At 60.2% G+C, this 24,831-nt stretch carries 22 protein-coding genes and 1 tRNA gene; 7 read left to right on the plus strand and 16 right to left on the minus strand.

The window, feature by feature from the left end; genetic code table 11:
* Window positions 1–364: 364 nt before the first annotated feature.
* Window positions 365–2,146, minus strand: coding sequence for a tRNA adenosine(34) deaminase TadA (tadA, locus tag AAAX75_RS06075; protein ID WP_349091437.1), 1,782 nt, complete (start codon window positions 2,144–2,146; stop codon window positions 365–367).
* Window positions 2,147–2,197: 51 nt separating this feature from the next.
* Here tadA and AAAX75_RS06080 point away from each other — a divergent pair.
* Window positions 2,198–2,287 (plus strand) — tRNA-Ser (locus AAAX75_RS06080).
* Window positions 2,288–2,289: 2 nt separating this feature from the next.
* Here AAAX75_RS06080 and AAAX75_RS06085 read toward each other — a convergent pair.
* A complete protein-coding gene (locus AAAX75_RS06085; protein ID WP_349091438.1) occupies window positions 2,290–2,874 on the minus strand; it encodes a TetR/AcrR family transcriptional regulator in 585 nt (194 codons plus the stop codon).
* Between the two features lie 211 nt (window positions 2,875–3,085).
* On the opposite strand from AAAX75_RS06085, the gene AAAX75_RS06090 reads away from it, so the two are divergent.
* Entirely contained in the window at window positions 3,086–3,637 is a 552-nt protein-coding gene (locus AAAX75_RS06090; protein ID WP_349091439.1) for a LemA family protein, read from the plus strand.
* 480 nt (window positions 3,638–4,117) lie between these two features.
* Here AAAX75_RS06090 and AAAX75_RS06095 read toward each other — a convergent pair whose 3' ends face one another.
* A complete protein-coding gene (locus AAAX75_RS06095) occupies window positions 4,118–5,170 on the minus strand; it encodes a branched-chain amino acid aminotransferase (protein ID WP_035138743.1) in 1,053 nt (350 codons plus the stop codon).
* A gap of 298 nt (window positions 5,171–5,468) precedes the next feature.
* Window positions 5,469–6,107 (minus strand): VTT domain-containing protein, encoded by a 639-nt coding sequence (locus AAAX75_RS06100; RefSeq protein WP_349091440.1) that lies wholly within the window; start codon window positions 6,105–6,107, stop codon window positions 5,469–5,471.
* 223 nt (window positions 6,108–6,330) lie between these two features.
* Between AAAX75_RS06100 and cysE the strand changes: the two genes are divergently transcribed.
* Complete coding sequence (gene cysE / locus AAAX75_RS06105) at window positions 6,331–7,035, plus strand: serine O-acetyltransferase (RefSeq protein ID WP_195521049.1); 705 nt, start codon at window positions 6,331–6,333, stop codon at window positions 7,033–7,035.
* 108 nt (window positions 7,036–7,143) lie between these two features.
* On the opposite strand, the gene AAAX75_RS06110 is transcribed toward cysE, so the two are convergent.
* The 4 genes from AAAX75_RS06110 to AAAX75_RS06125 form a co-directional block, all read right to left on the minus strand.
* Complete coding sequence (locus tag AAAX75_RS06110; protein WP_349091441.1) at window positions 7,144–9,138, minus strand: ABC transporter ATP-binding protein; 1,995 nt, start codon at window positions 9,136–9,138, stop codon at window positions 7,144–7,146.
* A gap of 1 nt (window position 9,139) precedes the next feature.
* Window positions 9,140–10,864, minus strand: a complete 1,725-nt coding sequence (locus AAAX75_RS06115) for an ABC transporter ATP-binding protein (RefSeq protein ID WP_349091442.1) — start codon at window positions 10,862–10,864, stop codon at window positions 9,140–9,142.
* Window positions 10,864–11,364, minus strand: coding sequence for a MarR family winged helix-turn-helix transcriptional regulator (locus tag AAAX75_RS06120; protein WP_349091443.1), 501 nt, complete (start codon window positions 11,362–11,364; stop codon window positions 10,864–10,866). The genes AAAX75_RS06115 and AAAX75_RS06120 overlap by 1 nt, the downstream gene beginning before the upstream one ends.
* Before the next feature lie 179 nt (window positions 11,365–11,543).
* Entirely contained in the window at window positions 11,544–11,834 is a 291-nt protein-coding gene (locus AAAX75_RS06125; RefSeq protein WP_250787203.1) for a CDP-alcohol phosphatidyltransferase, read from the minus strand.
* 295 nt (window positions 11,835–12,129) lie between these two features.
* Between AAAX75_RS06125 and AAAX75_RS06130 the strand changes: the two genes are divergently transcribed.
* The gene (locus AAAX75_RS06130) at window positions 12,130–12,657 is read left to right on the plus strand and encodes a nitroreductase family protein (protein WP_349091444.1); all 528 of its coding nucleotides are present in this window, start codon (window positions 12,130–12,132) and stop codon (window positions 12,655–12,657) included.
* Window positions 12,658–12,866: 209 nt separating this feature from the next.
* Here the strand turns inward: AAAX75_RS06130 and AAAX75_RS06135 are convergent, their stop codons facing one another.
* The 3 genes from AAAX75_RS06135 to AAAX75_RS06145 all read right to left on the minus strand — a co-directional run bounded on the left by AAAX75_RS06135 (window position 12,867) and on the right by AAAX75_RS06145 (window position 16,042).
* Window positions 12,867–13,247 carry a hypothetical protein gene (locus AAAX75_RS06135; protein WP_349091445.1) on the minus strand — a complete coding sequence of 127 codons (381 nt, stop codon included), beginning with the start codon at window positions 13,245–13,247 and terminating at the stop codon, window positions 12,867–12,869.
* Window positions 13,248–13,525: 278 nt separating this feature from the next.
* Window positions 13,526–14,743 carry a helix-turn-helix domain-containing protein gene (locus AAAX75_RS06140; protein ID WP_349091446.1) on the minus strand — a complete coding sequence of 406 codons (1,218 nt, stop codon included), beginning with the start codon at window positions 14,741–14,743 and terminating at the stop codon, window positions 13,526–13,528.
* 264 nt (window positions 14,744–15,007) lie between these two features.
* Window positions 15,008–16,042: a YeiH family protein gene (locus AAAX75_RS06145; protein ID WP_349091447.1), complete on the minus strand. Its 1,035-nt coding sequence runs from the start codon at window positions 16,040–16,042 to the stop codon at window positions 15,008–15,010.
* 193 nt (window positions 16,043–16,235) lie between these two features.
* Here AAAX75_RS06145 and AAAX75_RS06150 point away from each other — a divergent pair, with 193 nt between their 5' ends.
* Window positions 16,236–16,937 carry a GntR family transcriptional regulator gene (locus AAAX75_RS06150; RefSeq protein WP_118081719.1) on the plus strand — a complete coding sequence of 234 codons (702 nt, stop codon included), beginning with the start codon at window positions 16,236–16,238 and terminating at the stop codon, window positions 16,935–16,937.
* 111 nt (window positions 16,938–17,048) lie between these two features.
* On the opposite strand, the gene glmS is transcribed toward AAAX75_RS06150, so the two are convergent.
* The 3 genes from glmS to AAAX75_RS06165 form a co-directional block, all read right to left on the minus strand.
* The gene (gene glmS / locus AAAX75_RS06155) at window positions 17,049–18,896 is read right to left on the minus strand and encodes a glutamine--fructose-6-phosphate transaminase (isomerizing) (RefSeq protein ID WP_349091448.1); all 1,848 of its coding nucleotides are present in this window, start codon (window positions 18,894–18,896) and stop codon (window positions 17,049–17,051) included.
* 195 nt (window positions 18,897–19,091) lie between these two features.
* Complete coding sequence (locus tag AAAX75_RS06160) at window positions 19,092–19,739, minus strand: amino acid ABC transporter permease (protein WP_349091450.1); 648 nt, start codon at window positions 19,737–19,739, stop codon at window positions 19,092–19,094.
* A 33-nt stretch (window positions 19,740–19,772) separates the two neighbouring features.
* Entirely contained in the window at window positions 19,773–20,654 is an 882-nt protein-coding gene (locus AAAX75_RS06165) for a transporter substrate-binding domain-containing protein (protein WP_349091451.1), read from the minus strand.
* Window positions 20,655–21,138: 484 nt separating this feature from the next.
* On the opposite strand from AAAX75_RS06165, the gene AAAX75_RS06170 reads away from it, so the two are divergent.
* Window positions 21,139–22,251, plus strand: coding sequence for a LacI family DNA-binding transcriptional regulator (locus AAAX75_RS06170; protein WP_349091452.1), 1,113 nt, complete (start codon window positions 21,139–21,141; stop codon window positions 22,249–22,251).
* A gap of 113 nt (window positions 22,252–22,364) precedes the next feature.
* Here the strand turns inward: AAAX75_RS06170 and AAAX75_RS06175 are convergent, their stop codons facing one another.
* On the minus strand, window positions 22,365–23,015 hold the full coding sequence (locus tag AAAX75_RS06175; RefSeq protein ID WP_349091453.1) for an HAD family phosphatase: 651 nt from the start codon (window positions 23,013–23,015) through the stop codon (window positions 22,365–22,367).
* Window positions 23,016–23,188: 173 nt separating this feature from the next.
* On the opposite strand from AAAX75_RS06175, the gene AAAX75_RS06180 reads away from it, so the two are divergent.
* On the plus strand, window positions 23,189–24,067 hold the full coding sequence (locus tag AAAX75_RS06180; RefSeq protein ID WP_349075115.1) for an ATP-dependent sacrificial sulfur transferase LarE: 879 nt from the start codon (window positions 23,189–23,191) through the stop codon (window positions 24,065–24,067).
* 307 nt (window positions 24,068–24,374) lie between these two features.
* Here AAAX75_RS06180 and AAAX75_RS06185 read toward each other — a convergent pair whose 3' ends face one another.
* The gene (locus AAAX75_RS06185; protein WP_055310174.1) at window positions 24,375–24,827 is read right to left on the minus strand and encodes a PTS sugar transporter subunit IIA; all 453 of its coding nucleotides are present in this window, start codon (window positions 24,825–24,827) and stop codon (window positions 24,375–24,377) included.
* Between the last annotated feature and the right edge of the window lie 4 nt (window positions 24,828–24,831).

The raw sequence follows: 24,831 nt of genomic DNA on the forward strand, positions 1-24,831 counted from the left end.
ACTACTTGGGCAATCAGATCGGCATGTAGTCAAAATAACCCCGCCCCAAAAAGACTGGTCTGACGCTGCGCCACGAAAAGGACCTATCTACTACGTTTAGGCCGCAGGGGTCAACCATAGCCGGCTTTTTCGAAAATCGGCAAGCTTTCTACCTGCGGTTTTAATTTCACAAAATCCGGGATGGTCGAGGGTGCCCGGTTTAACGTAGTAGATGGCCACGTTTCGTGGCAAACGGTCCGACCCAAGACCCAAGGCAGCCAACCTCGAATGGCCATTCTCGAAGTTGCGGTGGAATACGGACTGAATTGGCCCCTTAAAGGCAAAGACGCTCCGTATTCCACCGCAACTTATAGGGAGATAGGCCTTAGAGGCGGGCGAGGTCGTAGGATTGGGCGGCTGCCTCGCCGGCACAGATGAGGTTGGTTGTGGCTTCTTGCGGATCGATCGCCTGTTCCAGGCCCATGGGTTTGCGGCAAATCGGCAAAACCAAGTCAATACCCTGCTCACACACCGCATCCAGGTTGACGGCGCGACCACCCACGACGGCGACCACCGGCTTGCCATATCGCTTCGCACGACGGGCCACACCCACCGGCGCCTTGCCGGCGGCGGACTGCTCATCCATATTGCCCTCGCCCGTTATGACCAGGTCGACATCGCGCACGCGCTCGTCAAACCCCACGAGATCGAGCACCGTCTCCACGCCCGAACGCAGCTCCGCCCCGAGCGCCAGCAGCGCGGCACCCAGGCCGCCTGCGGCACCGGCACCGGGCACTCCGAGCACCGAGCCAAATGTCCGAGCACCCTCGGGCACGCGCAACAATCCCTGAGCCCGCACCCCGGTAATTGCCGCATCGAGCAGGCGACCGTAGCCGACCATCCAGCTGTCGTACCTGCGCAGCGCCTCAGCGCCATCCGTCGGCAGGCCCTTCTGCCCGCCAAACACCGCCAGCGCACCGCGGCGCCCCACGAGCGGATTCTCGACATCCGAAAGCACAACGATACGAGCGCCGCTCAGTGCACGAAGCGCTGACGTCAAATCGATACTCGACACGTGTTCAAGGCCCGCAAGACCGGGGACGACATCGCAGTCCTGATCATCGACCACACGCGCGCCCAGCGCCTGCAGCATGCCGGCGCCACCGTCGTTGGTGGCACTGCCGCCCAGACCAATATAGAGTGTCCTTGCGCCCGTGCGAACTGCGCGAAGCATAAGCTCCCCCACGCCATAGGTCGAAGCCGCCAACGCCGCCGACTCCGTGCAAGGCGAATACCCAATGCCGGCCGCCTCGGCCATCTCAATTACAGCCGACTCGTGCTCGTCGTCCACCAGTATCCGGGCAGACACGCGGTCGCCCCAGGGCCCTGCGACCTCGCAGGTTGAGAGCTCGTCACCGCAGGCGGCAACGGCATCGAGCGTTCCCTCGCCACCATCTGCCAGTGGCAATGCGCGCACCTCGGCATCGGGCCAAACGCGGCGCACGCCTTCGGCAACCGCCGCCTCCGCCTGCGCGCTCGAAACGCTGCCCTTAAAGGAGTCGATTGCCAGCAGCACACGGCGGGGCCGGCGGCACGCGGGGCCAAAGTCAACCGACTCAACGGCGATATCTTCGGCACACGCGAGCGCCTCGGCATGAGCGGCATGCGCCTCAAGATCGGCCCCACAACCGCAATCAGCGCCGCCCGCTCCGCGCAGACCGCCAAAATAGCTACTCAGCAGCTCGCGGCATTCATCCGCCAGGACCCCAGCCGTCACGTTAAAGCGATGATTCAGGCGCGAGTCGGCATTGAGGTCATACAGGGATCCCAGCGCGCCCGCCTTGGCGTCACGCGCGCCATACACGCAGCGCCCCACGCGCGCGTTAACCATAAGCCCCGCACACATGCAGCATGGCTCGAGCGTCACGTACACCGTGCAATCGGAAAGGCGCCAACGACCGAGCGACCGAGAGGCAGCGCACAGGGCCGCGAACTCGGCATGAGCCGAAGGATCCTGGTCGAGCTCGCGCCGATTGTGCGCCCGCGCGACAATCTCGCCCGCGCGCACCACTACGGCTCCGATGGGCACCTCGCCCACCGCCGCGGCGGCTCGCGCCTCCGCCAGCGCCTCGCGCATGAACTTCTCGTCGATTTCGGTGATCGTCATCGTTCGCCTTCCCTGTTGCAAATTCAAAACGATGCTATCATTACGACTCACGGAGAGATGGCAGAGCGGTTGAATGCGGCGGTCTTGAAAACCGTTGAGCGCGAGAGCGTTCCGGGGGTTCGAATCCCCCTCTCTCCGCCACTTTAGTGATTCACCGGTGTCATGGTCCGCTCAAACAGCGCATCGACCACGTCGGCTATCTCAGGTCGACGCTCAAGATCGTGGCCCGATTCCCACCATATCGTGAAAAGTCGAATAATACCGCCGGCGACAAACTCAGACGTCGTCTCGAGTGACACGGGGGCCAGGGCATCCTCGGCAAGCACGTTCATCACACGCTCGCGGATGGAGCGGGCAATGCGGTCGCAAATAACGTTGGTCAACATGCCCGACATGCTGCTTGCCAAAATGTTATCCATGAGCTGCTCGTGCGCCAGAATCAAATCCATGGCATCGTCCAAAATCGCGTGCCGAAGCGCGCGCACGTCCTCGGCAGACACTGCGCCGGCCTCATCGGGCTGTTTTTGCGGCAAGCCCGACATGAGCTCATCGATATAAAAGGCAAAGTAATCGTTCTTGTCGCGAAAGTGCTTGTAGAACGTCGTGCGGCGAATCATGGCGCGGTCGCACAGCATGGCAACCGTCAGGTCCTCAAAACGATGCTCCTCGAGAAGCTCGGTGAAGGCATCGAACAGGGCGTGGTAGGTTTTCTTAATGCGAAGGTCCACTGGTATCGCCATCCTCAGGGCAAAGACAACACTCGTCAATCTGTCGCATATCTTACACCTGTACCTCGCGCGCTTTGCCCCGGTGCCGGCCCCGCCGAAAACACAACGCTTACCGGAAAGTTCGGCACGGCAAAACGTTGCGGGTATACTAGTAGCGTTATACCAACGGCAGCTGGCGCATGCCGCCGCGGCCATTCGAAACGGAGACATCATGCTTCCCGTCATCATCGGCATCGTTGTTGTCATTGTGATTGCCTGCGCCATCGCCGGCATCTACAACAACATGGTCACCAAGCGTAACCGCATCGATAACGCCTGGCAGAACATCGATACGCAGCTGCAGCGCCGCAACGACCTGATCCCCAACCTGGTCGAGACCGTCAAGGGCTACGCCAAGCACGAGCAGGAGACGCTCTCCGCCGTGATCAGCGCGCGTAACACCGCCGTCAAGGCCACCACGCCCGAGGCCAAGATGGAAGCCGACAACGTGCTGACCGGTGCGCTGCGCCAGCTCTTCGCCGTGGCCGAGGCCTATCCCGATCTTAAGGCAAACACCAACTTTACGCAGCTGCAGGCATCGCTCGAGGATACCGAAAACAAGATTAGCTATGCACGCCAGAGCTACAACGACTGCGTGCTCAGCTACAACAACGCCATTCAGACGTTCCCGGCTGTCATCTTTGCTGGCATCTTCCAGTTTAAGGAGCGCCAGGGCTTCGAGGCCGCCGAAGCAGCCTGCCAGGCCCCGACCGTCAAGTTCTAGTAGTTTGGCAGCGCATCCTTAATCGGCCAAATGCATAAACCGCCCCGTCGAATGCATACTTCGACGGGGCGGTTTCCTTTTTCGCGAAGGTCCCCCTCTAAGCGCCGTGCATTTTTAGGAGTATTCAACATAACCAAGAGCTTCGGGCGCCACGATAAATGCCAAAGACCGCGAATATCCCTGCAAATCAAACGCTGTCAGCCCATAACCCCGCCCATCATCCGTAGAAAACATCGAGAAATCCCGATTTTTTGCCCGAGGTCGGTATGCAGGGGCCTTCGATTGCAGAATACTCGCAAAGATGCACGTCGCCACCGCCCCCACATGGCGCGAAGCAAAACAAAAGGGCGACCCTCCTTTCCGGCGCACTCCGCAGGACGCAAGAAGCCCTCGCCGCACGAAGTGCGCAGCGAGGGCTTCTTGCATGTCCGAGGACGCGCCGGGAGGGAACTTGCTCTCTGCCCGGATAGGTAAGACAAATTACGCGACGGTGTAAACCCAGTTGTGCTTGTCCTCGACAGCACCGGACTGGATGCCAGTCAGGGTCTCGCGGAGCTTCTTCATCACAGGACCGATCTCGGTGTAGCCAGCCGGGAAGGTCACGGTCTCGTCGGCGCCGTAAACCTTGTTGTCGATCTCGCCAACCGGGGAGATGACGGCAGCGGTGCCGCACAGGCCGCACTCCACAAAGGTGCCGGCCTTGACCTCGGCCCATTCGACGGGGCGCTGATCGACGGTCATACCCAGGTCCTGAGCAACCTGAACGAGCGAACGACGGGTGATAGAGGGCAGGATGGAGTCGGTGTGCGACTGAGGAACGACGAGGGTGCCGTCCTCCTTCACGAACAGGACGTTGGCGCCACCGGTCTCCTCGACATAGGTGCGGGACTCGGAGTCGAGATACAGGTTCTCGGCATAGCCCTCGCGATGGGCCTCCATCGTGGGCTTAAGGGACATGGCGTAGTTGAGGCCGGCCTTGATGTTGCCGGTGCCGTGCGGTGCGGCACGGTCATACTCGGAAACGCGCAGCTTGACGGGCTTGAGGCCACCCTTAAAGTACGGACCGACCGGGGTCACGAGAATGCGGAACGTGTACTCAGGAGCGGGAGCCACGCCGATCACGTCACCGGAGCCGATCATAAACGGACGCACGTACAGGGTCGCGCCGGAGCCGAAGGGCGGAACCCAGGCGGCGTTGGCAGAAACGACCTGCTTGACGGCCTCAACGAACTTGTCCTTGGGGAACGGGGGCATCTCAAGGCGCTGGGCAGAGTTGTACATACGCTCGGCGTTCATGTCGGGACGGAAGCAGACGATGCTGCCGTCCTCGGCGGTGTAGGCTTTCAGGCCCTCAAAGACCTCCTGGCAGTAATGGAAGATGCCGCCGCACTCGGAGACATGCAGGGTGTGGTCGGTGGTCAGGCCGCCCTCGTCCCACTCGCCGTCCTTCCAATGGGCCTCGTAGCTGTAATCGGTCTTCATGTAGCCAAAGCCGAGGCTACCCCAATCGATATCCTTCTTCTCGACAGTCATATGTCGCTCCTTACATACACAGTTGCATACTCGCGAACCCGCACGCAAGGACCGAGGCCGACCGCGTCGCAACGTCGCACGCCCGGAGCGTAGAGCCGGACGGGACACGCGAGCAGCATCAAAGCCGATGGCACGTCGATTCGCATGCACGAGATTGTACTCCGCACGCGCGTCTGATAAAACGCTTTTCTTTAACTAAGTAAAGTATTTTCATTTGACCGAAGCTGAAGAGGCCCGCCACCGTAAACGGTGACGGGCCTCAACTGTACGGTCTGCGCGCTGGCTCGAGCTAGGCGTTCTATTTGCCCAGCTTGGCCTTAACCAGACCGACCACGGTCGGGATGATCGACACGGCAACGATGCCGATAATCAGCAGCTCAAAGTGCTCCTGCACAAAGGGAATGCCACCAAAGAAGTAGCCCAGCAGCGTAAAGACCGTCGACCAGGTAATGCCGCCCAGCACGTTAAAGACGACAAAGTTGCGCCAGTGCATGCCGCCCATGCCGGCGATAAAAGGCACAAAGGTGCGGATAAACGGGAAGAAGCGACCCAGGAAGATGGCCAGGTGGCCCCACTTGTCCAAGAAATCCTCGGACTTTTTAATGCGCTCGGGCGTCATGGCCTTTACCTTGCCCGAGGCGATAATCTTTTTGCCAAAGAAGTGGCCGATCATAAAGTTGCACTGATCGCCCAGGATGGCTGCGGCCCATGCGGTGGCCAGAAGCGCCACGATGTTAAAGCCGCCGTTGTGGGCAAAGAAGCCCGAGGCAAACAGCAGCGAATCGCCGGGAAGGAACGGGAAGAACACCACGCCTGTCTCGATAAAGATGATCAAGAACACGCAGCCGTAGGCCATAATCGGGCCGGCGGCGATCCAGCTGGCAATCGCGGTGCGCGGGTCTTTGAGCAGCTCAGCGATAAAATTAATGAAACCCATGAAGTAAAACCTCTCAGTTGTGGGCGCGGACACGTCCAAGTTGACCAGTATACGGTTGCAGCGCGAGTACGGGCCAAACCCCTCAAAAGTCTTACGTCATTACCAGCAAGTTTGCATAACTGACACCTGTCACGCAAAGCCGCCAAGATTGTTCTTCCTAATCCCTAGCGAATCGCTATACTTTATTGAATCGCATTGCCATGGCGCTAAGGGAGGGCGGCCGATGAGCTTTATCAATACCATTCGCGAGGACATCAAGACCGTCCAGGCGCAGGATCCCGCCGCGCAAAACGGTCTGGTCATCTTCCTTTCTTATCCTGGCCTGCACGCCAAGTGGAACCACGTACCCGAGCACTGGCTCTGGGAGCACGGTCATCGCTCGCTCGCCCGTGTGCTCTCGCAAATTACCCGCCACATCACCGGCGTCGAGATTCATCCCGCCGCACAGATCGGCAAGCATTTCTTTATCGACCACGCCATGGGCGTCGTCATCGGCGAGACCACCGTCGTGGGCGACAACTGCGTGCTCTACCAGGGCGTCACGCTCGGCGGCACCGGTAACGAGACCGGCAAGCGCCACCCCACCTTGGGCAACAACGTCACCGTGGGCACAGGCGCCAAGGTGCTCGGCAACATTCGCATCGGCAACAACGTCAAAATCGGCGGTAACTCGGTTGTCGTCAAGGACGTGCCCGACAACTGTACCGTCGTGGGCGTGCCGGGACGCATCATCAAGCGCAACGGCTGCCGCGTGTTTGAGGAGAGCTTCGACGCCAAACAGCATCGCGAGTATATGCCCGACGATGCCGCCGAGCAGAGCGCCCTCAACCGCCAGGGCATCACCGAAAACGCCCGACGCGTCAAGGAACTCGAGCGAGAGGTGGCCGAGCTCAAAGCCCTCGTCGCCAAGCTCGTGGACGAACGCTAGAGGCGGACGACCGCCGACAACATTGACGCCAACGCAAAGGCGCGCCAGAGGATTCGCCCCCGGCGCGCCTTATTTGTGATGTGGCAAGGAGACTGTCCCTTTGTCACATTATGCGAACTGACTCAGATAGAGGTCGGCGTAAGCGCCCTCGGCCGCGAGCAGCTCCTTATGCGTGCCCTGCTCGATAATGTTGCCGTGGTCCATGACCAGAATCAGGTCGGCATCCACGATCGTCGACAGGCGATGCGCGATCACAAAGCTCGTGCGCCCATGCATGAGAGCGTCCATGGCACGGCCGATGGCGAGCTCGGTACGTGTGTCCACGCTCGACGTCGCCTCGTCCAGAATGAGAATCGCCGGGTTGTTGAGCAGCACGCGTGCGATGGTCAGCAGTTGGCGCTGACCCTGACTGATGCTTTCGGCATCGTTGGCCACATGCGTGTCGTAGCCCTGCGGCATGGTACGCACAAAGAAATCGACCTGCGCGGCGCGGGCGGCAGCCACGATCTCGTCGCGCGTTGCCTCGGGACAGCCATAGGCGATGTTTTCGGCAATCGTGCCATCGAACAGCCAGGCGTCCTGCAGCACCATGCCAAACTGCTGCCGCAGCTCGCCGCGATCCATACGACTCGTGTCCACGCCGTCGAGCGTAATACGCCCGCCGTCAATCTCGTAGAAGCGCATGAGCAGGTTGATGAGCGTGGTCTTGCCCGCGCCCGTGGTTCCCACCACGGCGATCTTCTGGCCCGGCTCGGCGGTAAACGACACGTCGCGCATGAGCGGCTTGTCGGGCGCGTAGCCAAAGCGCACATGTTCAAAGGCGACGCGGCCCTCCACGCGACCCGGCAGCTTGGCGGCCTCGCCCGGCTGCGGATCCGCCTCCATCTCGGGTTCATCAAGCAGGTCGAACACGCGCTCCGCACTCGCCAGCGCGCTCTGCAGCGAGTTGAAGGTAAACGACAGCTGCGTCATGGGCTCGGATGCCTCGTAGATAAACTGGAAGAACGCCTGGAACACGCCGACGGTCATGTGGCCGGCAACCAGCATGCTGCAGCCCACAATCGCAATCACGATCTGTGCCAGGCGGCCGATAAAGCGCACCGCGGGGCCGACGGCGTTAATCATAAAATCGGCCTTGGCACTCACGCGCGCTAGCTCGCCCGAGGCCTGGTGCACCTCGGCAGAACTCTGACGCTCGCGGTTAAACGCGCGAATCACCAAGCGGCCCGAATAGCCCTCCTCGACCGCGCTCGTAATCTTGGACACCCACTCCTGGCGCTCGCCGGTCACGTCATGCGTGCGGCGCGAGACCACCTTGGTCACCAGCAGCGACAACGCCGTAAAGAACAAAAAGACGAGCGTGAGCGGCACGCTAAACACGAACATCACGCTCACGGCGCCCACCACGGTACCGATCGACACCAGCAGCTGCAGCAATCCGCGCTGCATGCTCTCGGACATCTTGTCCAAGTCATTGGTCGCGCGGCTGACGACCTCGCCGGGACGATGCGCGTCAAAATAGGCGAGCGGCAGACGATTGAGCTTTTGGGCGATGCGGTTACGCAGACGCAGGTTGAGGCGTTCGGCCACGCTCGACATCAAAAAGCTCTGGAGCGCGTAGAACGAGGCAGCGGCCGTCCAGATCATAAAGTAGATGAAGATGGTCCTGCCGCAGTTCTCCCAGGTGATGCTAAAGGTGGTGTCGTTGGCAAACGCCACCTGAATGTGGCTCCACAGCTCATCGATCACGCGGGCGCTATATGCCGGCGCGGCAGTGTTAAAGATGGCATAGAACACAATGCTCACGAACACGATATAGAAGCGCCAATGGTCGCCGGCAGCCTCGCTCCACAGGCGGCGCACCGTCGCCCAGGTATCCCGAGGCGTCTCGTCCTCGTCTTCGTCGTCCACGTCGCGCATACGCTCTGCCTCGGCGCGGGCGCGCTCGTCCTCGGCACGTTCGTTTTCCTCGTAGAGCGCTTGGCGGCGAGCCTCGCGCTTGGCGGCGTCATCCAGCTCGGTCGACGCGGCAGCCGTTTCCTCGACCAGTCCCGCGGCAGCGGCGTCATCGGCGATGCCCTGCTTCTTGAGCTCCTCGGTCATGCTACTCACCTCCCTTCATCTGCGATTCCGCGATAGCGCGGTACACCTCGCAGGTTTCCATAAGCTCGCCATGCGTGCCCAAGCCCACGACCTCGCCGTCCTTGAGCACAACGATCTGGTCGGCATGCAAAATCGTCGAGATGCGCTGCGCGATGATGAGCACCGCGGCGTCGCGCGTCTCGTCCTGCAGCGCATGGCGCAGGGCGGCATCGGTCTTAAAGTCCAGGGCCGAAAAACTATCGTCGAAGATATACAGGTCGGCGCGCTTCATGAGCGCGCGAGCAATGGCCAGGCGCTGGCGCTGGCCGCCCGAAAAGTTCGTACCGCCCTGGGCAACCGGGGTATCGAGCCCCTGCGGTTGGTCGAGTACAAAGGTGCTCTGGGCAACCTCAAGCGCGTGAAGCATGTCGCCCTCGGTCGCGCCTTCGTTACCAAAGCGAAGGTTGCTCGCCACCGTGCCCGAGAACAGCCACGCCTTCTGCGGCACATAGGCAATGCGCCCGCGGATTTCGTCTTGCGTAAGCTCGCGCAGGTCCACACCATTCAGGCGAATGGAGCCCTTGGTGGCATCGTGGAAGCGCAGCAGAAGCTTTGCCACCGTCGATTTGCCCGAGCCTGTCGAGCCAACGATCGCAGTCGTCTGACCGCGACGGCAGGCAAAGCTCAGGTCGCACAGGGTGTCCTCGTCGGCATCGTCAAAGCGAAACGACATGTGGTCGAACACGGCCACCTCATCGGCTTCGTCTTGGGGCTCGCGCGCCCCGTCATCCAGCGTGCGCTCGCCATCGACGATGCTCGGCTCAATCTCCAACACCTGCTGCGCACGGTTCAGGCACGCGGCAGCACGCGGAAGCGTCAGCACCACCATCTGCGCCATCATCACAAAGAACAGGATCAGAATTGCATACTCCAGCACCGCCGAGATACTCGCAATCTGCATGGCGTGGGCGCCTACGCGGTTGCCGCCCACCCACAGCACCGCCACCTCGGCGATGTTCATCAAAAAGAAGCTTGAGCTGTCGAGGCCCACAAACAGGTGGTTGACTTTGATGGCGTTGGCGGCGTATTCGCTAAACACCTCATCCAGGCGCTGCTCCTCGTGGCGCTCCTTATTGAAAGCGCGGATGACGCGAACGCCCACGATGTTCTCGCGCAGCACCACGTTCATACGGTCGATAAAGCTCTGAAGGCGCATAAAAATCGGCGCGGCGTTAGCCACCGTAAAGACCGCCGCCACCAGCACGATCGCAACCACCACGCCCAGCAGCGTTCCCATGGCGGGATCGATGAACCAAGCAAAAATGATGCCCGCGACGGCCAAGAACGGCACCGGCAGCACCAACTGAATCGTCTGAAGGATTGCCTGCTGAATCACGTTGATGTCGTTGAGCGAGCGCGTGATCATCGACCCCGTGCCAAAGCGCTCAAAGTCGCTGGCAGCGAGCTCGAGCGATTTGTCGTACACGGCATTGCGGATATCGCAGGCCACGTTGGCGGCCAGGCGCGCCGAAAGATAGCAGCCCAGCACCGTGCCGCCGCTAGCCATGCTGGTCGCGATAAACATGTATAGGCCGTTGCGTAAAATGTAGTCGACATCGCCCGTGGTAATACCGGTGTTGACCATGTTCGCCAACATCGTGGGAACCAGCAGCGTACCGACGTTATCCACCAGCAGCACCAGCAGTGTCACTGCGACAAGTCCTCGATAGGGCTTCAAAAACCTCATTAGCAGTCGCACGACTCCCCCTCACGTCGATCTTGCATCTGACTTTCAGCTGCCACCTGCTGCTTAAATGTCTCGCACTCGTCACCGAGCACCTGAGAAAATTTGCCGATCAAGCGCATAATCTCGCGCTGCTCCCATGGCTCGAGGGCATCGAAGGCTCTCTGCTCGGCCCCTTGCGCCGGCAGCGCATAACGCTCGGCAAATCGCCTGCCCTCTTCGGTCAGGCTCACAACCTTGTTCTTGCGACTGCCTTCGGCAAACTCCAGCGTGGCGAAACCCCGCGCCGTCAAGGTTTTAATGGCCGAGTTGATGGTCTGTGTGCTATAGAACCATTCGCTTGTCAGACGACTCACAGCGATGCTGCCGCCGGCCGTGCTGGTGTCGACGAGCACCCAGTAGGCGCAATCCGAAAGACCGCAGGCGCGTGAGAACTCCGAATAGATATGCTCAAGTCCATTGAGCATCCGGTCGAAATCGACCAGCGTAACCGCGCTATTCATCTATCCCGCCATTCGATTGTCCGAGTTTTGACTAATTTGTTTTTAGATTAGTCCGAATTTTGACTATCATCAATAAGCTCGATATATATGGTCGGCTCTTCATTGCACATCGACAGTAAAAGACCGCCGGCGCGGGGGCGGCGCAGGCGGTCACGCGAGAATAGCGATGTATTTGCCCGTTAGGCAGCGACGGCCTCGTAGACCGTAGCGCCCGCAAAGCTGTCGTGCAGGCTCTTGCCGCAGATCCAAGGCAGCTCGACGACCTCGCAGACCGTGTTGACCAGCTCAGAGCAATCAGTAAAGTGGCCCTTATCGTTGAGGGTCTCGCAATCCTGAACACGCCAATAGCCATCGGTGTGCGTGATGTAGTACTCATGATCGTTGATCGACACGAAAGCGCGCGTCTTGGAACGCAGCAGCTTCAGAAATCCTTCGAAGTCAGTCTCGACGACATCTCCAGCCTGGAACATGATAGTTACCTCCTGGCCCAGCGCCACCACAGCGCATTGATAAACGTTGGTACCCCTTTAGTAAAACCTTTATCAATTGATATGCGCCCCTGTTTTAGGCAAGTGGTAAAAAACCGCAGGGTAGACGGGATAAAACGTTTAACCATCTCATCAGTTTCTCACATTCTTGCCGCAGTTTTATGCAAGCCGACTTTTCCGATTGGTAGCTATTGCTGTTTGGGGCCCTCTGCGCGATTACGGCTACGGCGCGACGGGTAAGAACGGAGCATCTGCAACGTCATCGCTAGGAGAACCCATGGAGACCATCGAAGCGCTCATCCATCGCCGTAGCTGCCGCAACTACAGCGATCGCCCCGTCGAGGCAGAAAAGCTTGCACGCATTATCGAGGCAGGCCAGTACGCGCCGAGCGGCATGGGACGTCAGCCGGTGACGTTTGTCGCCGTCACCGACCCCGCGACCGTCGAGTGTCTCTCGCAGCTCAATGCGCAAGTCATGGGCAGCAACGGCGACCCCTTCTACGGTGCCAAAACGGTTGTGGTGGTGCTCGTCGACCGCAGCGTGCCCACGCACCTGGAAGACGGCTCACTCGCCATGGGCAACCTGCTTAACGCAGCCTATGCGCTGGGCGTCGATTCGTGTTGGATCCACCGCGCGCACGAGGTCTTTGACTCACCCGAGGGCCTGGAGCTGCTGGCCAAGTGGGGCCTGCCCGCCGACGGAAGCCTGCGCGGTGTGGGCAACTGCATTCTGGGCTACGCCGAGGACGCACTCCCCAAGGCCAAGCCTCGCCGCAACAACGTGGTGTATGTTCCGCCGTTCTAACGAACGGCGGACCCGTTGACGCTGCGCGAGCCGCATTCACGCCAATCTGACGTTCAATTTCGAGGGCGCGACCAAAAGGTCAGCGCCCTCTCATTTCACGTCACCTTGGCGCAAATGCGGCCCGCTCGCTGTTGGTGCCTGACATCGAGTGAGCCACTGTCTTGGGCAGCTAAAAAGCCCCGTCCCATATTTGCTGCCCCACTCGCAACTTATCTTGCCGATGGAGTTGTCGTCGTTTCGTTCGTGTGAGTCGTTTTGGCGCCGTCGCCTTGTTCGTCCTCGTTCTTTTGCGCATCGGCAATGGTGGCAGCAGCTGCGACCATGCCACGCTGGGGCGCCACACCCGTCTGGTCTCGTGCGCCTTCAACAAGCTCCGTGCCAACATGCGCGAGCTCGGGCGATTTGAACATCGTGCCCAGGCTCGCGCCGCCGCCGGCATAGCCAAGCGCTGCGAGCGCGATGACGACTATCGCAGCAACGACCACGATCGGCACGTAACGATGCCAGCCTGCAGGATTGAGGCCGCTACGGCGGGCAGCACCACGGCTAATGTAGCCAAGCGTGCCATCGTGCTTGAGCTTTGAGCCCACCACGCGCCTTCGTCCCCACAACGAGGATTCGGCCTGCATAGCCAAGCGAGCGCTTGCCGAAGGATAGCCATATTTTGTGCGCTTGAACGAGCCGTCGAACCCCGAGGCGCTTTTGCCCCACGTCCGCGAAGTCGTACGTCGGCTGACCGGCGCCGCACTTCGTTTTGTTCGGTTCGGTTTTGAAGTCTCCGCCATACTCCCCCGCATGCCGTAACACAATCGAAACAATGCTTCTTTGGACTGTAGCACACGCGACGCACGCGGTCACGGCGCCTCGCTCAGCGGTCGCTGTCCTTCAGCAGGCGCCATAAGGTCGTACGGCTTATATCGAGCACCTCTGCCGCACGAGTCCTGTTGCCGTGAAGGTGCTGCAGGACCAACCGCGCGATATCGCGCTCGGTATCGGCCAGTGGACGCAAGATATACAGATCGCTATCGAGCGTCGGGGCACCAAAGGTCGCGGTCTTGATAACGTCCTCCTGGGCGAGTACCTCTTTCGCCACGGCACGCTCCACCGTTCCAGCCCCCACTAATATATAGAGTCGTTCAGAGACTTCACGCAGCTGCAAGTAGTTGCGGGGCCAACGGTACACATCGAGCGTCTCTGCCGCGGCGGCGGACAACATGGGGGCACCCGTCTTAAACATATCTGCCAGATACTTCAGGTAGCACGCAGTCTTTTTCGACGCGCCGCCCTGCTCGGCAATCGCAGGCGCCACGCTCACTGCACATGCCAAGCGCTCGGTCACAAAGGCAGCCTGGTCGCTTTCGCCACCACCCGGCATATCGTTTGCCGTCAACACCACATGGCAACGAGTTGCGAGCGCCGTGTCGATCATTGCGGACACGAGCTCGCGCAGGCGCTGGGCCCCAACGGCATGCCAGCCGCTCACGCAAAGCGTCAGCCCCGTTTGGAATAGCGGCGATTCGGAACTTTTGAGCAGATGGCGCCAACCGCGATCCGTAAGCTCATCGAGCGCAACGGACACAAAGGGCTGATCGGCATAGGGTCCATCCAGGTACAGGCGTTTTGCAATCTGGTCCTGCCCCGCGCCCAGTTCACCCTCGAGCATAAGGGGCACCCCGCGTGCGTAGCTCTCCCGTACGGGGGCAGCGACCGCTGCCGCATCTTCGACGATGCCGTACGTGCTCGACTCGTAGCGAGCCTCGACTTCGTCGGCATTGAGCCACTCGATGCCCGCATGCGTCGCAGCGGCGCGCACCTCATGCGCCACGACCACCCAAAGCGCTCCGCGCTCCTTGGCCGTCGGGCGCACCGTCAAGCTCAACCGCACGCCCTCGTGGCCCATCACCAGGCGTGCCCCATCGCCCACGCGAGCGAGACGCTCGAAAACAAAAGCAGCGATATCCTGCTCGAGCGCCGCGTCACTCATAGTCGAGATTACAACGCCACCGCGCCCGTCGATTGCCAGCGCCGATGCTCCGGCTGCGGACAATGCCTCAATCAGAATCTGCAGCTTGGCATCGCTGTCCATGGTTCGCCCCGTCTCCAGCCGCGGCCCCATCTGAGACCCGGCATCTCAAGTGTTTCAAAATTGAACGATAATGTTCACCAAACACTATAGGATCCGCGGTGCCTTCTTGCGAATATATGAATTGCCCCGCATCGCCATCCTGGCGGGGCGATAAGAGCTCTTCGGGACCTATCAACCTGCGGACAAGCCATACCCGCAAGAGCTCCTATCGCTCCACCGTGAGAATGCGCCCACCAGCATGCAACACGCAAATAAGCTGCTTCTCTACCAGATTCCCAGCACGTGCTGCATTCCCAAACTCATGCACGCAATGCCAATCCAGCAGCAAAAGCCCAACGCGATAGGCTTTCCGCCCTTTTTGACCAGCTCGACGATATCGGTATTAAAGCCAATAGCCGCCATGGCCATCACAATAAAGAACTTCGACAGCTCCTTGATGGGCGCCGTAATGGACGCGGGAAGCTGAAGCACCGTGGTGATCACGCTCGCCAGCACAAAGAACAGCACGAACATGGGAAACGCTCGTTTAAGCGAGAACGTGCTTTTGGCGTCGCCGCCGGCCTTGCGCGCCAGATGCATCTGCCAGCATGCGAGAACCAACGTAATGGGAATAATGGCCAGCGTCCTGGTGAGCTTAACCACTGTGGCGCTTTCGAGCACATTGGCGCCGGGATGCATGCTGTCCCAGGCGCTCGCCGCAGCCGTTACCGACGAGGTGTCGTTGATGGCGGTGCCGGCAAACAGGCCAAAGCCCTCGTTGGTCAGCCCGAGCATGCCGCCGAGCGTCGGAAACACGAGCGCCGCGATAACGTTAAACAGGAAGATGACCGAAATGGCTTGGGCAATCTCGCGATCATCAGCATCGATAACGGGCGCGGTCGCAGCGATGGCCGAACCGCCGCAAATCGACGAGCCCACACCCACAAGCGTCGCGATCTTGCCCGGCACGTTCATAACGCGGCAGAGCACAAAGGCGATGACAAGCGAGGTCGAGATCGTCGCCACGATAATCGGCAGCGACTGGGCGCCTTTGGACAGAATCTGCGAGAGGTTCATGCCAAAGCCAAGCAGGACAACCGCGTACTGCAAGACTTTTTTAGACGTATAGGTGACACCGGCGGCGAGCTGTTCGCGGCGATTCTTGGGAAAGACAAGCGCCAGAACCATGCCAAAGAGGATGGCAAATACCGGCCCACCGACCACCTCAATCTGTTTGCCAAACAACGTCGCGGGGATGGCGATGATCAGGCAGAACAAGACGCCCTTCCAGCGCTCGCGTACGATATTTGCCAGTTGCATATGGGATTCCTTCTTTCTATTTCACGTTTGCGACGGCTTATGATACGGCAACATTGGGCACAGCCCTGCGCAAATACAGACTAAGATGCCGCAATAGTTCTTGGGCAACAGCCGAATTACCCACCGCGGAGAGCTGATTCGCGGCATAATTAACAGCTGATATATGAGTGTGATAGAACGGTTGTGAGGCACTATGGAAGAATCGATGCACGTCGGCGAGCAGGAAACGAGCCTACAGGACCAGTCCTACCACACCATTCGACGCAAAATCGTCTACCTGGACTACAAGCCGGGCGAAAAGCTAGGCGTCAAGCAGCTTTGCGACGACCTGGATATGGGGCGCACCCCTGTGCGCGAGGCACTGGTGCGTCTGGCGCAAGAGGGCCTGGTGCGCACCGTGCCCCAAAGCGGCACCTATGTCTCGCCCATCAACCTCACCTTTGCCGAGAGCGCCTGCTACATTCGCGAACACCTGGAAAAACAGGTGATTGTGGAGTGCTGCGCCCGTGCCACCTCGGCAGGCATCGAGCAGCTCGACCGAGCCATCGCGCTGCAGGAAAAGGCCATGGCCGAAGAGGATCGCATCGGATTCTTTTTAAGCGACAACCTCATGCACCGCATGATCTTTAGCATCGCGTGCCGCAGCACCGTGTGGTCGTGGCTCGAGGCGACCAATGCCGACCTGGAGCGCTTCCGCTGGCTGCGCGCCGCCACGCAGAGGCTCGACAATCAGGAGATTGTTAACGAGCACAAGCAAATCCGCCGCGCCATCGCCGGCCGCGACCCCATCGAGGCGAGCTTTTTGGTCAGCAAGCACCTGCATATGATGTTCCGCAACCAGACCGAGGTCCTGGACCAATATCCCAAGTATTTCGAGACCAGCAAGCTCCGCTAACCTGCCAAAAAGGGACAGGTTTATTTCGGCAGGTTTTATCTGGTCAAATGCAACAGGGCCCGACTCCGCCACAACGGAGCCGGGCCCTGGTCGCTAAAACGGCGGAACCAACTACTCGACAGTAACGCTTTTCGCCAGGTTACGAGGTTGATCAACGTCGCAACCGCGCAGGATGGCAACCTCGCGGGCGAGCAGCTGCAGCGGCACGCTCGCCGTGATGGGGCTGAACACGTCGCGGACGGCAGGCACGCGAATGATGCAGTCGGCAATCTTGTTGATTTCCTCGTCGCCCTCGGTAGCAACGACGCTGACCTTGGCGCCGCGAGCCTTGCACTCCATGAGGTTCGACACCGTCTTATCGTACGTTGCGCTCTTGGTTGCCACCGCGATGACAGGGAAACCCGGATCGATCAGCGCGATGGGGCCGTGCTTCATCTCGCCGGCGGCATATGCCTCGGCATGCAGGTAGCTGACCTCCTTGAGCTTAAGCGCGCCCTCGTAGGAAATGGCGGCGCCCATGCCGCGACCCACGAACAGCGCAGACTGCGCGTCCTTGCACACAAGCGCGGCCTCGTGCACGGCCTCGGTCTGCGTATCCAGGATCCACTGGATCTGCTCGGCCGTATCGGAAAGCTCGCGGAACAGCATGCGCGTCTGCTTGGTGGTCAGGCGGTACTTGACCTGCGCCAGCAGCAGGGCCAAAAGCGTGAGGCTCACGACCTGACCGATGAAGCTCTTGGTCGAGGCGACGGCGATCTCCTTGTTGGCCTTGGTATAGATGACGCCGTCGCTCTCGCGCGCCACGGGGCTGCCCACCACGTTGGTGATGCCAAAGACCTTGGCGCCCTTGATACGCGCGTCACGAATGGCGGCGAGGGTATCGGCCGTCTCGCCCGACTGGGACACGGCAACAACAAGCGTCGTCGGCGTGATGATGGGGTTGCGATAGCGGAACTCGCTGGCAGCCTCAACCTCGGTGGGAATGCGAGCCCAACCCTCAATAAGGTTCTTTGCGATGAGGCCGGCGTGATAGCTGGTGCCGCAGGCGATCACGTAGACACGGTCGATGTCGTTGAGCTCCTCGAGGGACAGGCCCAGCTCGTCGATGTCGAGCTCGCCGGCAGGCGTCATACGGCCAACCAGCGTGTCTCGCACGACGCGCGGCTGCTCGTGGATCTCCTTGAGCATAAAGTCGGGATAACCGCCCTTTTCGGCCATGTCCAGGTCCCAGTCGATATGGGTGATCTTGGGCTCAATCACATTGCCGGCCTCGTCGGTATACTCGACGCCTGCGGGCGTGAGCTTGGCAAACTGACCGTCTTCGAGCACCACGACAACGCGGGTGGCATCGATGAGCGCGATCACGTCGGAGGCAACGTAGGAACCGGTCTCGCCCACGCCGACCACAATCGGGGAGTCCTTGCGGGCAACGGCAATCACACCAGGCTCGTCGGCGCACACGGCGGCCAAGCCATAGGCGCCCACCACGTGGGTGCAGGCCTCGCGCACGGAAGCCATCAGGTCGCGCGTCTCGGCATAAGCCTCTTCGATCAGATGCGCGAAGACCTCGGTATCGGTCTCGCTCTTAAAGTGGTGGCCGCGGCCCTCCAGCTCTTCGCGCAGCTCGGCGAAATTCTCGATGATGCCGTTGTGGACGATGGCGATGCGACCATCGCAACTGGTGTGGGGATGGGCGTTGACAACGGAAGGCTTGCCGTGAGTGGCCCAGCGGGTATGGCCGATACCGCAGGTAGCGTCGCTGTCGATATTGGAAAGCTCGCTCTCCAGGCCCGCAACCTTACCCACGCGGCGGATGACGTCGAGGTGAGCCGCGGCGCCCTCGCCCACCTCGAGCGCGACGCCCGAGGAGTCATAACCGCGATATTCCATACGCTTAAGGCCCGTGACCAGAATGCTCTTTGCAATATCAGAGCCGGTGTAGCCGACAATTCCGCACATAGGATAAATCCCTTCGCTCGCGTGACTGCAAAACGCCCACGCACGACGGGCGCTGAGACGTATAACGTCCGAGTATTGTACTCACACAAACGCAAGCTGATATACCAGAAGTGGTATCTTAAACTGGATACCACTCGATGCACACACCCTACCACCACAACGGTGACAGGCACCTTTGCGGCGGTTGGCACTCCCCTAGGGACGCAGGCGGCGTTCGAGCCGATTGCCCAGGGCCGTGAGCGCCATGACAATGACGTAGTAGACCACGGCCACCACTAAAAACGGTTCAAAGGCTCGATAGGTGAGCGCCTGCACGCTCTGGGCGGCGCGCATCATATCCATCAGGCCGATGGTTGCCACCAGCGAGGAGCTCTTGAGGACCATGATCACTTCGTTGACCAGGGCGGGGGCAATCGAGCGCATCGCCTGCGGAACGATGATCTTGCGCATCATGGGAACATAGCGAAGCCCGATGGCCCGAGCGGCATCGTACTGCCCCCGGTCAACGCCCTCGATACCACCGCGCACCGTCTCGGACACCGTCGCTGAGCCGTTGAGCCCCAGCGTAATGGCACCGGCGGCAAACATCGAAATTTTGAAGCCCGTGAGCTGCGGCGTCGCAAAGTACGCCAAAAAAAGCAACACGATGAGCGGCACGCCGCGAAAGATAGAGGTGTAGAAGTTGAGCACCGCACGTAACGGGCGACAGGGCAAAACCTTGAGCACGGCAATAAGAAAGCCCAGGACGAGTGCTATGGCCAGCGCGGCGGCCGTCACCTGGCAGGTCACGACCAGGCCGCTCATAAACATCGGTATATATGGTTCTAGCAGTTCAAACTTCATCAGCATGCCCTTGGCGCGCGCCTCACCGGCTCGCTATTTTCCGGCAACCGTCGACGTACCGGAAGCGGAATAGTCGCCGTTCCACATAAAGTCGGCGCCCACATACTGCTTGATGCAGTCATCGATGGTGCCGTCCTCGAGCATCTCGCCGATGCATTCGTCAAGCGCCGCGACAAATCCGGCACCCTTCTTGGCCATCAGGCGGTACACGCCCACGTGATCGCTCGTCTCGGAGCGATCGAGCAGGCCCAGCACCAGGCCCTCATTCGCATCGCGCATGGACTGGCCCTCGGCGCCGTCACACAGGTAGGCATCGATGCGCCCGGCGAGCACCTCTTGCAGGCACTGGTCGCCACCGTCGTACGTGTGAATATCAGCATCGGGCATGACCTTGGCGATGAACTTGTTCTGCACGGTACCGGTGGTGCAGGCGATAGACTTGCCGGCGAGGTCCTCAACGCGCTTGACGGGATCGCCGCCGAGCGTGAGAACGCCCACAAGCGGCTGATAGTAGCCGCGCGTGAAGTCGTAGGTCTGCTCGCGCTCTTCGTTGGAGCTCATCGCCATGGTAAAGGCCTTGTCATCGCTCTGCACCGATGCAAGCGTGGCTGCAAAGTCCTGCGGCTCAAAGTCGTAAGAAAAGCCCAAGCGCGAGGCCATCTCGTCAGCGATGGCGATGTCCAAGCCGACAACCTTCTGCTTGCCGTCCGACTGCGTCTCCAGATAGCGATAGGGCGCAAAGGCATCGTCGCCCACAAAGGTGAGCTTGGTGCCCTTGATATCGTCGCCTGCAACCGCGGCAGAACCAGCGGCAGAGCCCTTGTCGGCGCCACTGCCAGCGCAACCGCTCACCGCAACCATTGCGGTACCGGCCAGCAAACCCAGGAAATCACGACGAGAAACAGAGCGAGCCATACCAAAGCCTTTCAATCTACGATCAAAACGGCTTCTATTGTAGACACTCCACCGTTTAACGCGCAGCCCAGCCGCACCAAAACCACCACAAAGGGGACAGGCACCTTTGTGGTGGTTCGGGTGTCTGACAACAAGCTCCGCCGAAACGTCTCAATCTGTAACATCTGGGGCGCCGAAAGAGGGTTTGCTGTTACAGATCGAGATTTTCCGCCCGGCCCCGGCGATCTGTCTCAATCTATAACAGGTAGGTCTTGTTTTGTCGTCCAGATGTTACAGATCGAGACAATTGAAGGGCCAGGCAACGCGACCACCGCAAAGGAGGCAGCGCGCTGCGCCACCCTTGCGGTGGTTTGGTCTGGGCTTCGGTGTTTGCCCAGATAAAACCTGCCAAAATAAACCTGTCCCTAATTGGTAGGTTTTGACACCCTGGAAACGGGCGATGCTACAATCTGACTCGTACTTGAAACGCATCAAAGGGGCCGCTATGGCAAAGGTAAAAATCAGCGACGTCGCGCGCGAGGCAGGGGTCTCGCTGGGCACGGTTTCCAACGCGCTCAACCATCCCGAAAAGCTGCGCCCCGAGACCCTCAAACTCATCAACGAGACCATCAATCGCCTTGGCTACCTGCCCAACCAAAGCGCCCGTCAGCTCGCGGGCGGCACCACCAAGTCCTTTGGCCTGGTCCTCCCCCGTCTCGATCACGGCTTCTCGCTCCAAATTGCCAGCGGCGCCCATAACGAGGCCCGCAAGCACGGCTACGACCTGCTCATCGCCAACGCCGATAACGACGACATTCTCGAGGACCATTACCTGCGCTATTTTATGGGCACGCAGATGTCCGGCGTCATGGTTCAGCCCATGGCGTCCCCCGACTGGCATCCGGCCATGACTAAAATGCCCGTGCCGATCGTCCACCTGGACATCCATTGCTCCGAGCCCGGCTACTACGTAGCGGCCGACAACGAGGCCCAGGGTCGCATCATTGCCGAACTCGCCATCGCCCGCGGCGCGCACCATATTGTCGTCGTCGGCCGAGCAGCATTTATGCAGCTCACCCTACGCGTGCTTGGCATTCACAAGGCCCTCGCTCTGCACCCCGATATCAAGATCGAAGTCATCGACGCCGGCGAATGGAATACCGCTGCCGACGGCTACGGCATCGGTGCCCAAATCGCCGAGCGCCCCGCAAACGAACGCCCCGATTTTGTCGTCGGCCTGACCGACGTGTTGGCCTCGGGCGTTATCTCGGCGCTGGTCGACAAGGGCATCTCTGTCCCCGGGCAAGTACGCGTAGCAGGTTGCGATGGCAACCCGCTCGCTTGGAGCGGATCGGTCCCGCTCACTACGGTAGCGCCCCCGGGCTACGAGATTGGCCGCAAGGGTGTCCAACTGCTGATGGAGCAAATCGAGAACAAGGCCCCGGCAAAGACCAAGCATATCCGCGTCGGCTCTGCAGCGCGCACCGTCACCGCAGTCACCGCCGCCGAGGATATCAACCGCCAAGAACTGGTACGTCCGTTCCTATTGGAGCGCGCCAGCACCCAGGCAAGCACCCAGACCGACGCCACGGCCATCAACCTCGGCGCGTATCTATAGCACGCCCGCAAGTATGCTATGTCGCCGCTTAAGCAAAAGGGGCCCGACCATTGCCGGGCCCCTTTTGCTTAAGCGCAAACGTGAGCAATCGCTCGTTTCAACGCCGCAATTTTCTAGCGCACAGTCTTGATTGCCGCCGCCAGGTCGAACAACGTATCGAGCACGGCCTCGCAGCCATCCACCACGTCCTGCGGCAGCGGCACGATATCGGGAACGGCAAAGACATGGCAACCGGCCGTAATGCCCGAGACGCAGCCGTTACGCGAATCCTCGACCACGGCACATTCCCCGGGAGCGAAGCCCGCGCGCTCGCAGGCAAGCAGGTACATCTCGGGGTCGGGCTTGCCGTGCACGACGTCCTCGCCACAGGTCACCGTTTCAAACTTGTCAAAGAGTCCGACCATCTTAAGGTTGCGCTCCGCTGTAACGTGGCGCGACGACGTCGCAAGGCCCACGTGATAGCCCGCAGCCAGCAGCTCGTCTAGGCACTCGGCAGCACCGGTCTTAAGCTCCAGTTCGGTCTTGACCATCTCGTCGCGAATCTCCTTGTGGCGACGATAGATCGCCTCAGCGGTTTCTCTGCTGCCGTAATGTGCCTCAAGGATGTCCATGACATCGGGCAGCGTGCGACCGATAAACTGATGGATCAGCGCTTCATCAATCGCGAGCCCCAGCTCAGCGGCGCCTGCCTTCCAGGCCTTAATCCCCAAACGCTCGGTATCGACCAGCGTTCCATCCATGTCAAAAATAACAGCCTTGATCATATCGGTCCCCCATCGACTCTCGCTGTCGCGTTGCTGCAACTCTACCGCATTTGGCAACTTGTATATAACGTATATGCTATATTGCACTTTCGTTACACAGATAGAAGTCTTATGGCAAGTAACGCATTAGGATTATAGTTTTCGATCGAGTACTCAACGATAAGGATCGTTTCATGATTTTAGACACCACGGCACCCGCAGAGGAGCTTCAAGACAAGCTATCGGCGCTCGAACAGCTGCTTTTGGCATACGGGCGCGTGGCTATCGGGTTTTCCGGCGGCGTTGACAGCAGCTTTTTGGCCGCCGTATGCGCCCGCGTCATGCCTACCAATACCCTCCTCGTCCATCTCACCACGCCGCTCATCGGCACGCCCGAGCAGGCTTCGTTTGAGCAGTCCGTTGATGGGCAGGCCAATGAGGGGCCGCATTTTAAGCTCCCCGTGCTCAATCTTTCGGTTGATCAGCTGCAGCTCCCCCAAGTAGCCTGCAACGATGCCAATCGCTGCTACCACTGCAAGCACGCCGGCTTTACCGCCATCGTCAACCACGCCAAGTCGCTCGGCTTTCCCACCGTCATCGATGGCAGCAATGCAAGCGATCGCGGTGACTACCGCCCCGGCATGCGTGCGGCAGAAGAGCTCGGCGTACGCTCACCCCTTATGGAGGTCGGCTTTACCAAGGACGAAGAGCGCGAGCTGCTGCGCGCATGGGGTTATCCCGTTTGGAACCTGCCGGCGGGAGCATGTCTTGCCACGCGCGTCCCCACGGGCGAGGAGCTTACGCGCGAGAAGGTCGATTTAATCCGCGCCTGCGAGGATTACCTGCACGATCTTGATCTGGCACAGGTACGCGCGCGCTTGATCGGCGGCTGCATGCATATCGAGGCCGCACCCGCAGATGTCGCCAAGATTGCTGCCCTCGGCGGCAACGCCGTCGATGCCGAGGGCAAAACCCCGCTGCCCGCCGTTATCGAGTCCGCGCTGCGCGAACTGGGCTGCGACCATATCTCCCCCGAGGTCACCCCCTACATTCACGGCAACATGAACCTTTAGGTTACGCCGTTTTACAAACGGCGTAACTGCTCGGCGCTGCGCGGGCCCCGGGCACGGCAATCTGACGTTCAACTTCACGGGCGCGACCAAAAGGTCAGCGCCCGCTTGTTTCACGTCACCTTACCGCACCCGGAGCCCGCTCGCTCGCATATGCTCAACCTGCACTGCGTTAACTGACCTGCCAATAAGGGACAGGTTTATTTTGGCAGGTTTTATCTGGGGAAACGCAAATAGGGCCGTGACACCCATACGGCGTCGCGGCCCTTTTCCTTGGAGAAGGATCAATTGATTGAACGGGATGACCGTTCTAGTCTTCGAGTCCGCTATTGATGAGCTCCGCAATCTCAACGGGATCGGTGCTCGCGCGCACCTTGTCACGGAAGCCGGCGTCCATCAGCATCACGGCAGCCTTGGAGAGCAGACGCAGGTGCGTAGTTCCGGCCTCGCCGGCGGGCACGTACAGCGCGAGCGCAACATCGACGGGCACCCCATCGAAGCTCGGCCATTCAACGGGCTCGGTCAGTTTAAGCACGGCAACGCCCGGCGTGTGGATCGCGTCGCTTTTGGCATGCGGAACGGCAAAACCGGCGACAAGGCCGGTCTCGGCCTCGTTCTCGCGAGCAATGAAGGCGGCCTCTACGGCAGATGCGTCATCGGCAAAGCCGAGCTCGATGGCCTGCTCGGACAAATAATGTAGGGCGTCCTCGCGCGAGGCGGCGGTATACCCGATTGTCACTTGGTTGGCAGATACAAATCCCATGGAA

Origin of the sequence: Collinsella sp. CLA-ER-H7, assembly GCF_040092345.1 — a bacterium.
Taxonomy (GTDB): domain Bacteria; phylum Actinomycetota; class Coriobacteriia; order Coriobacteriales; family Coriobacteriaceae; genus Collinsella.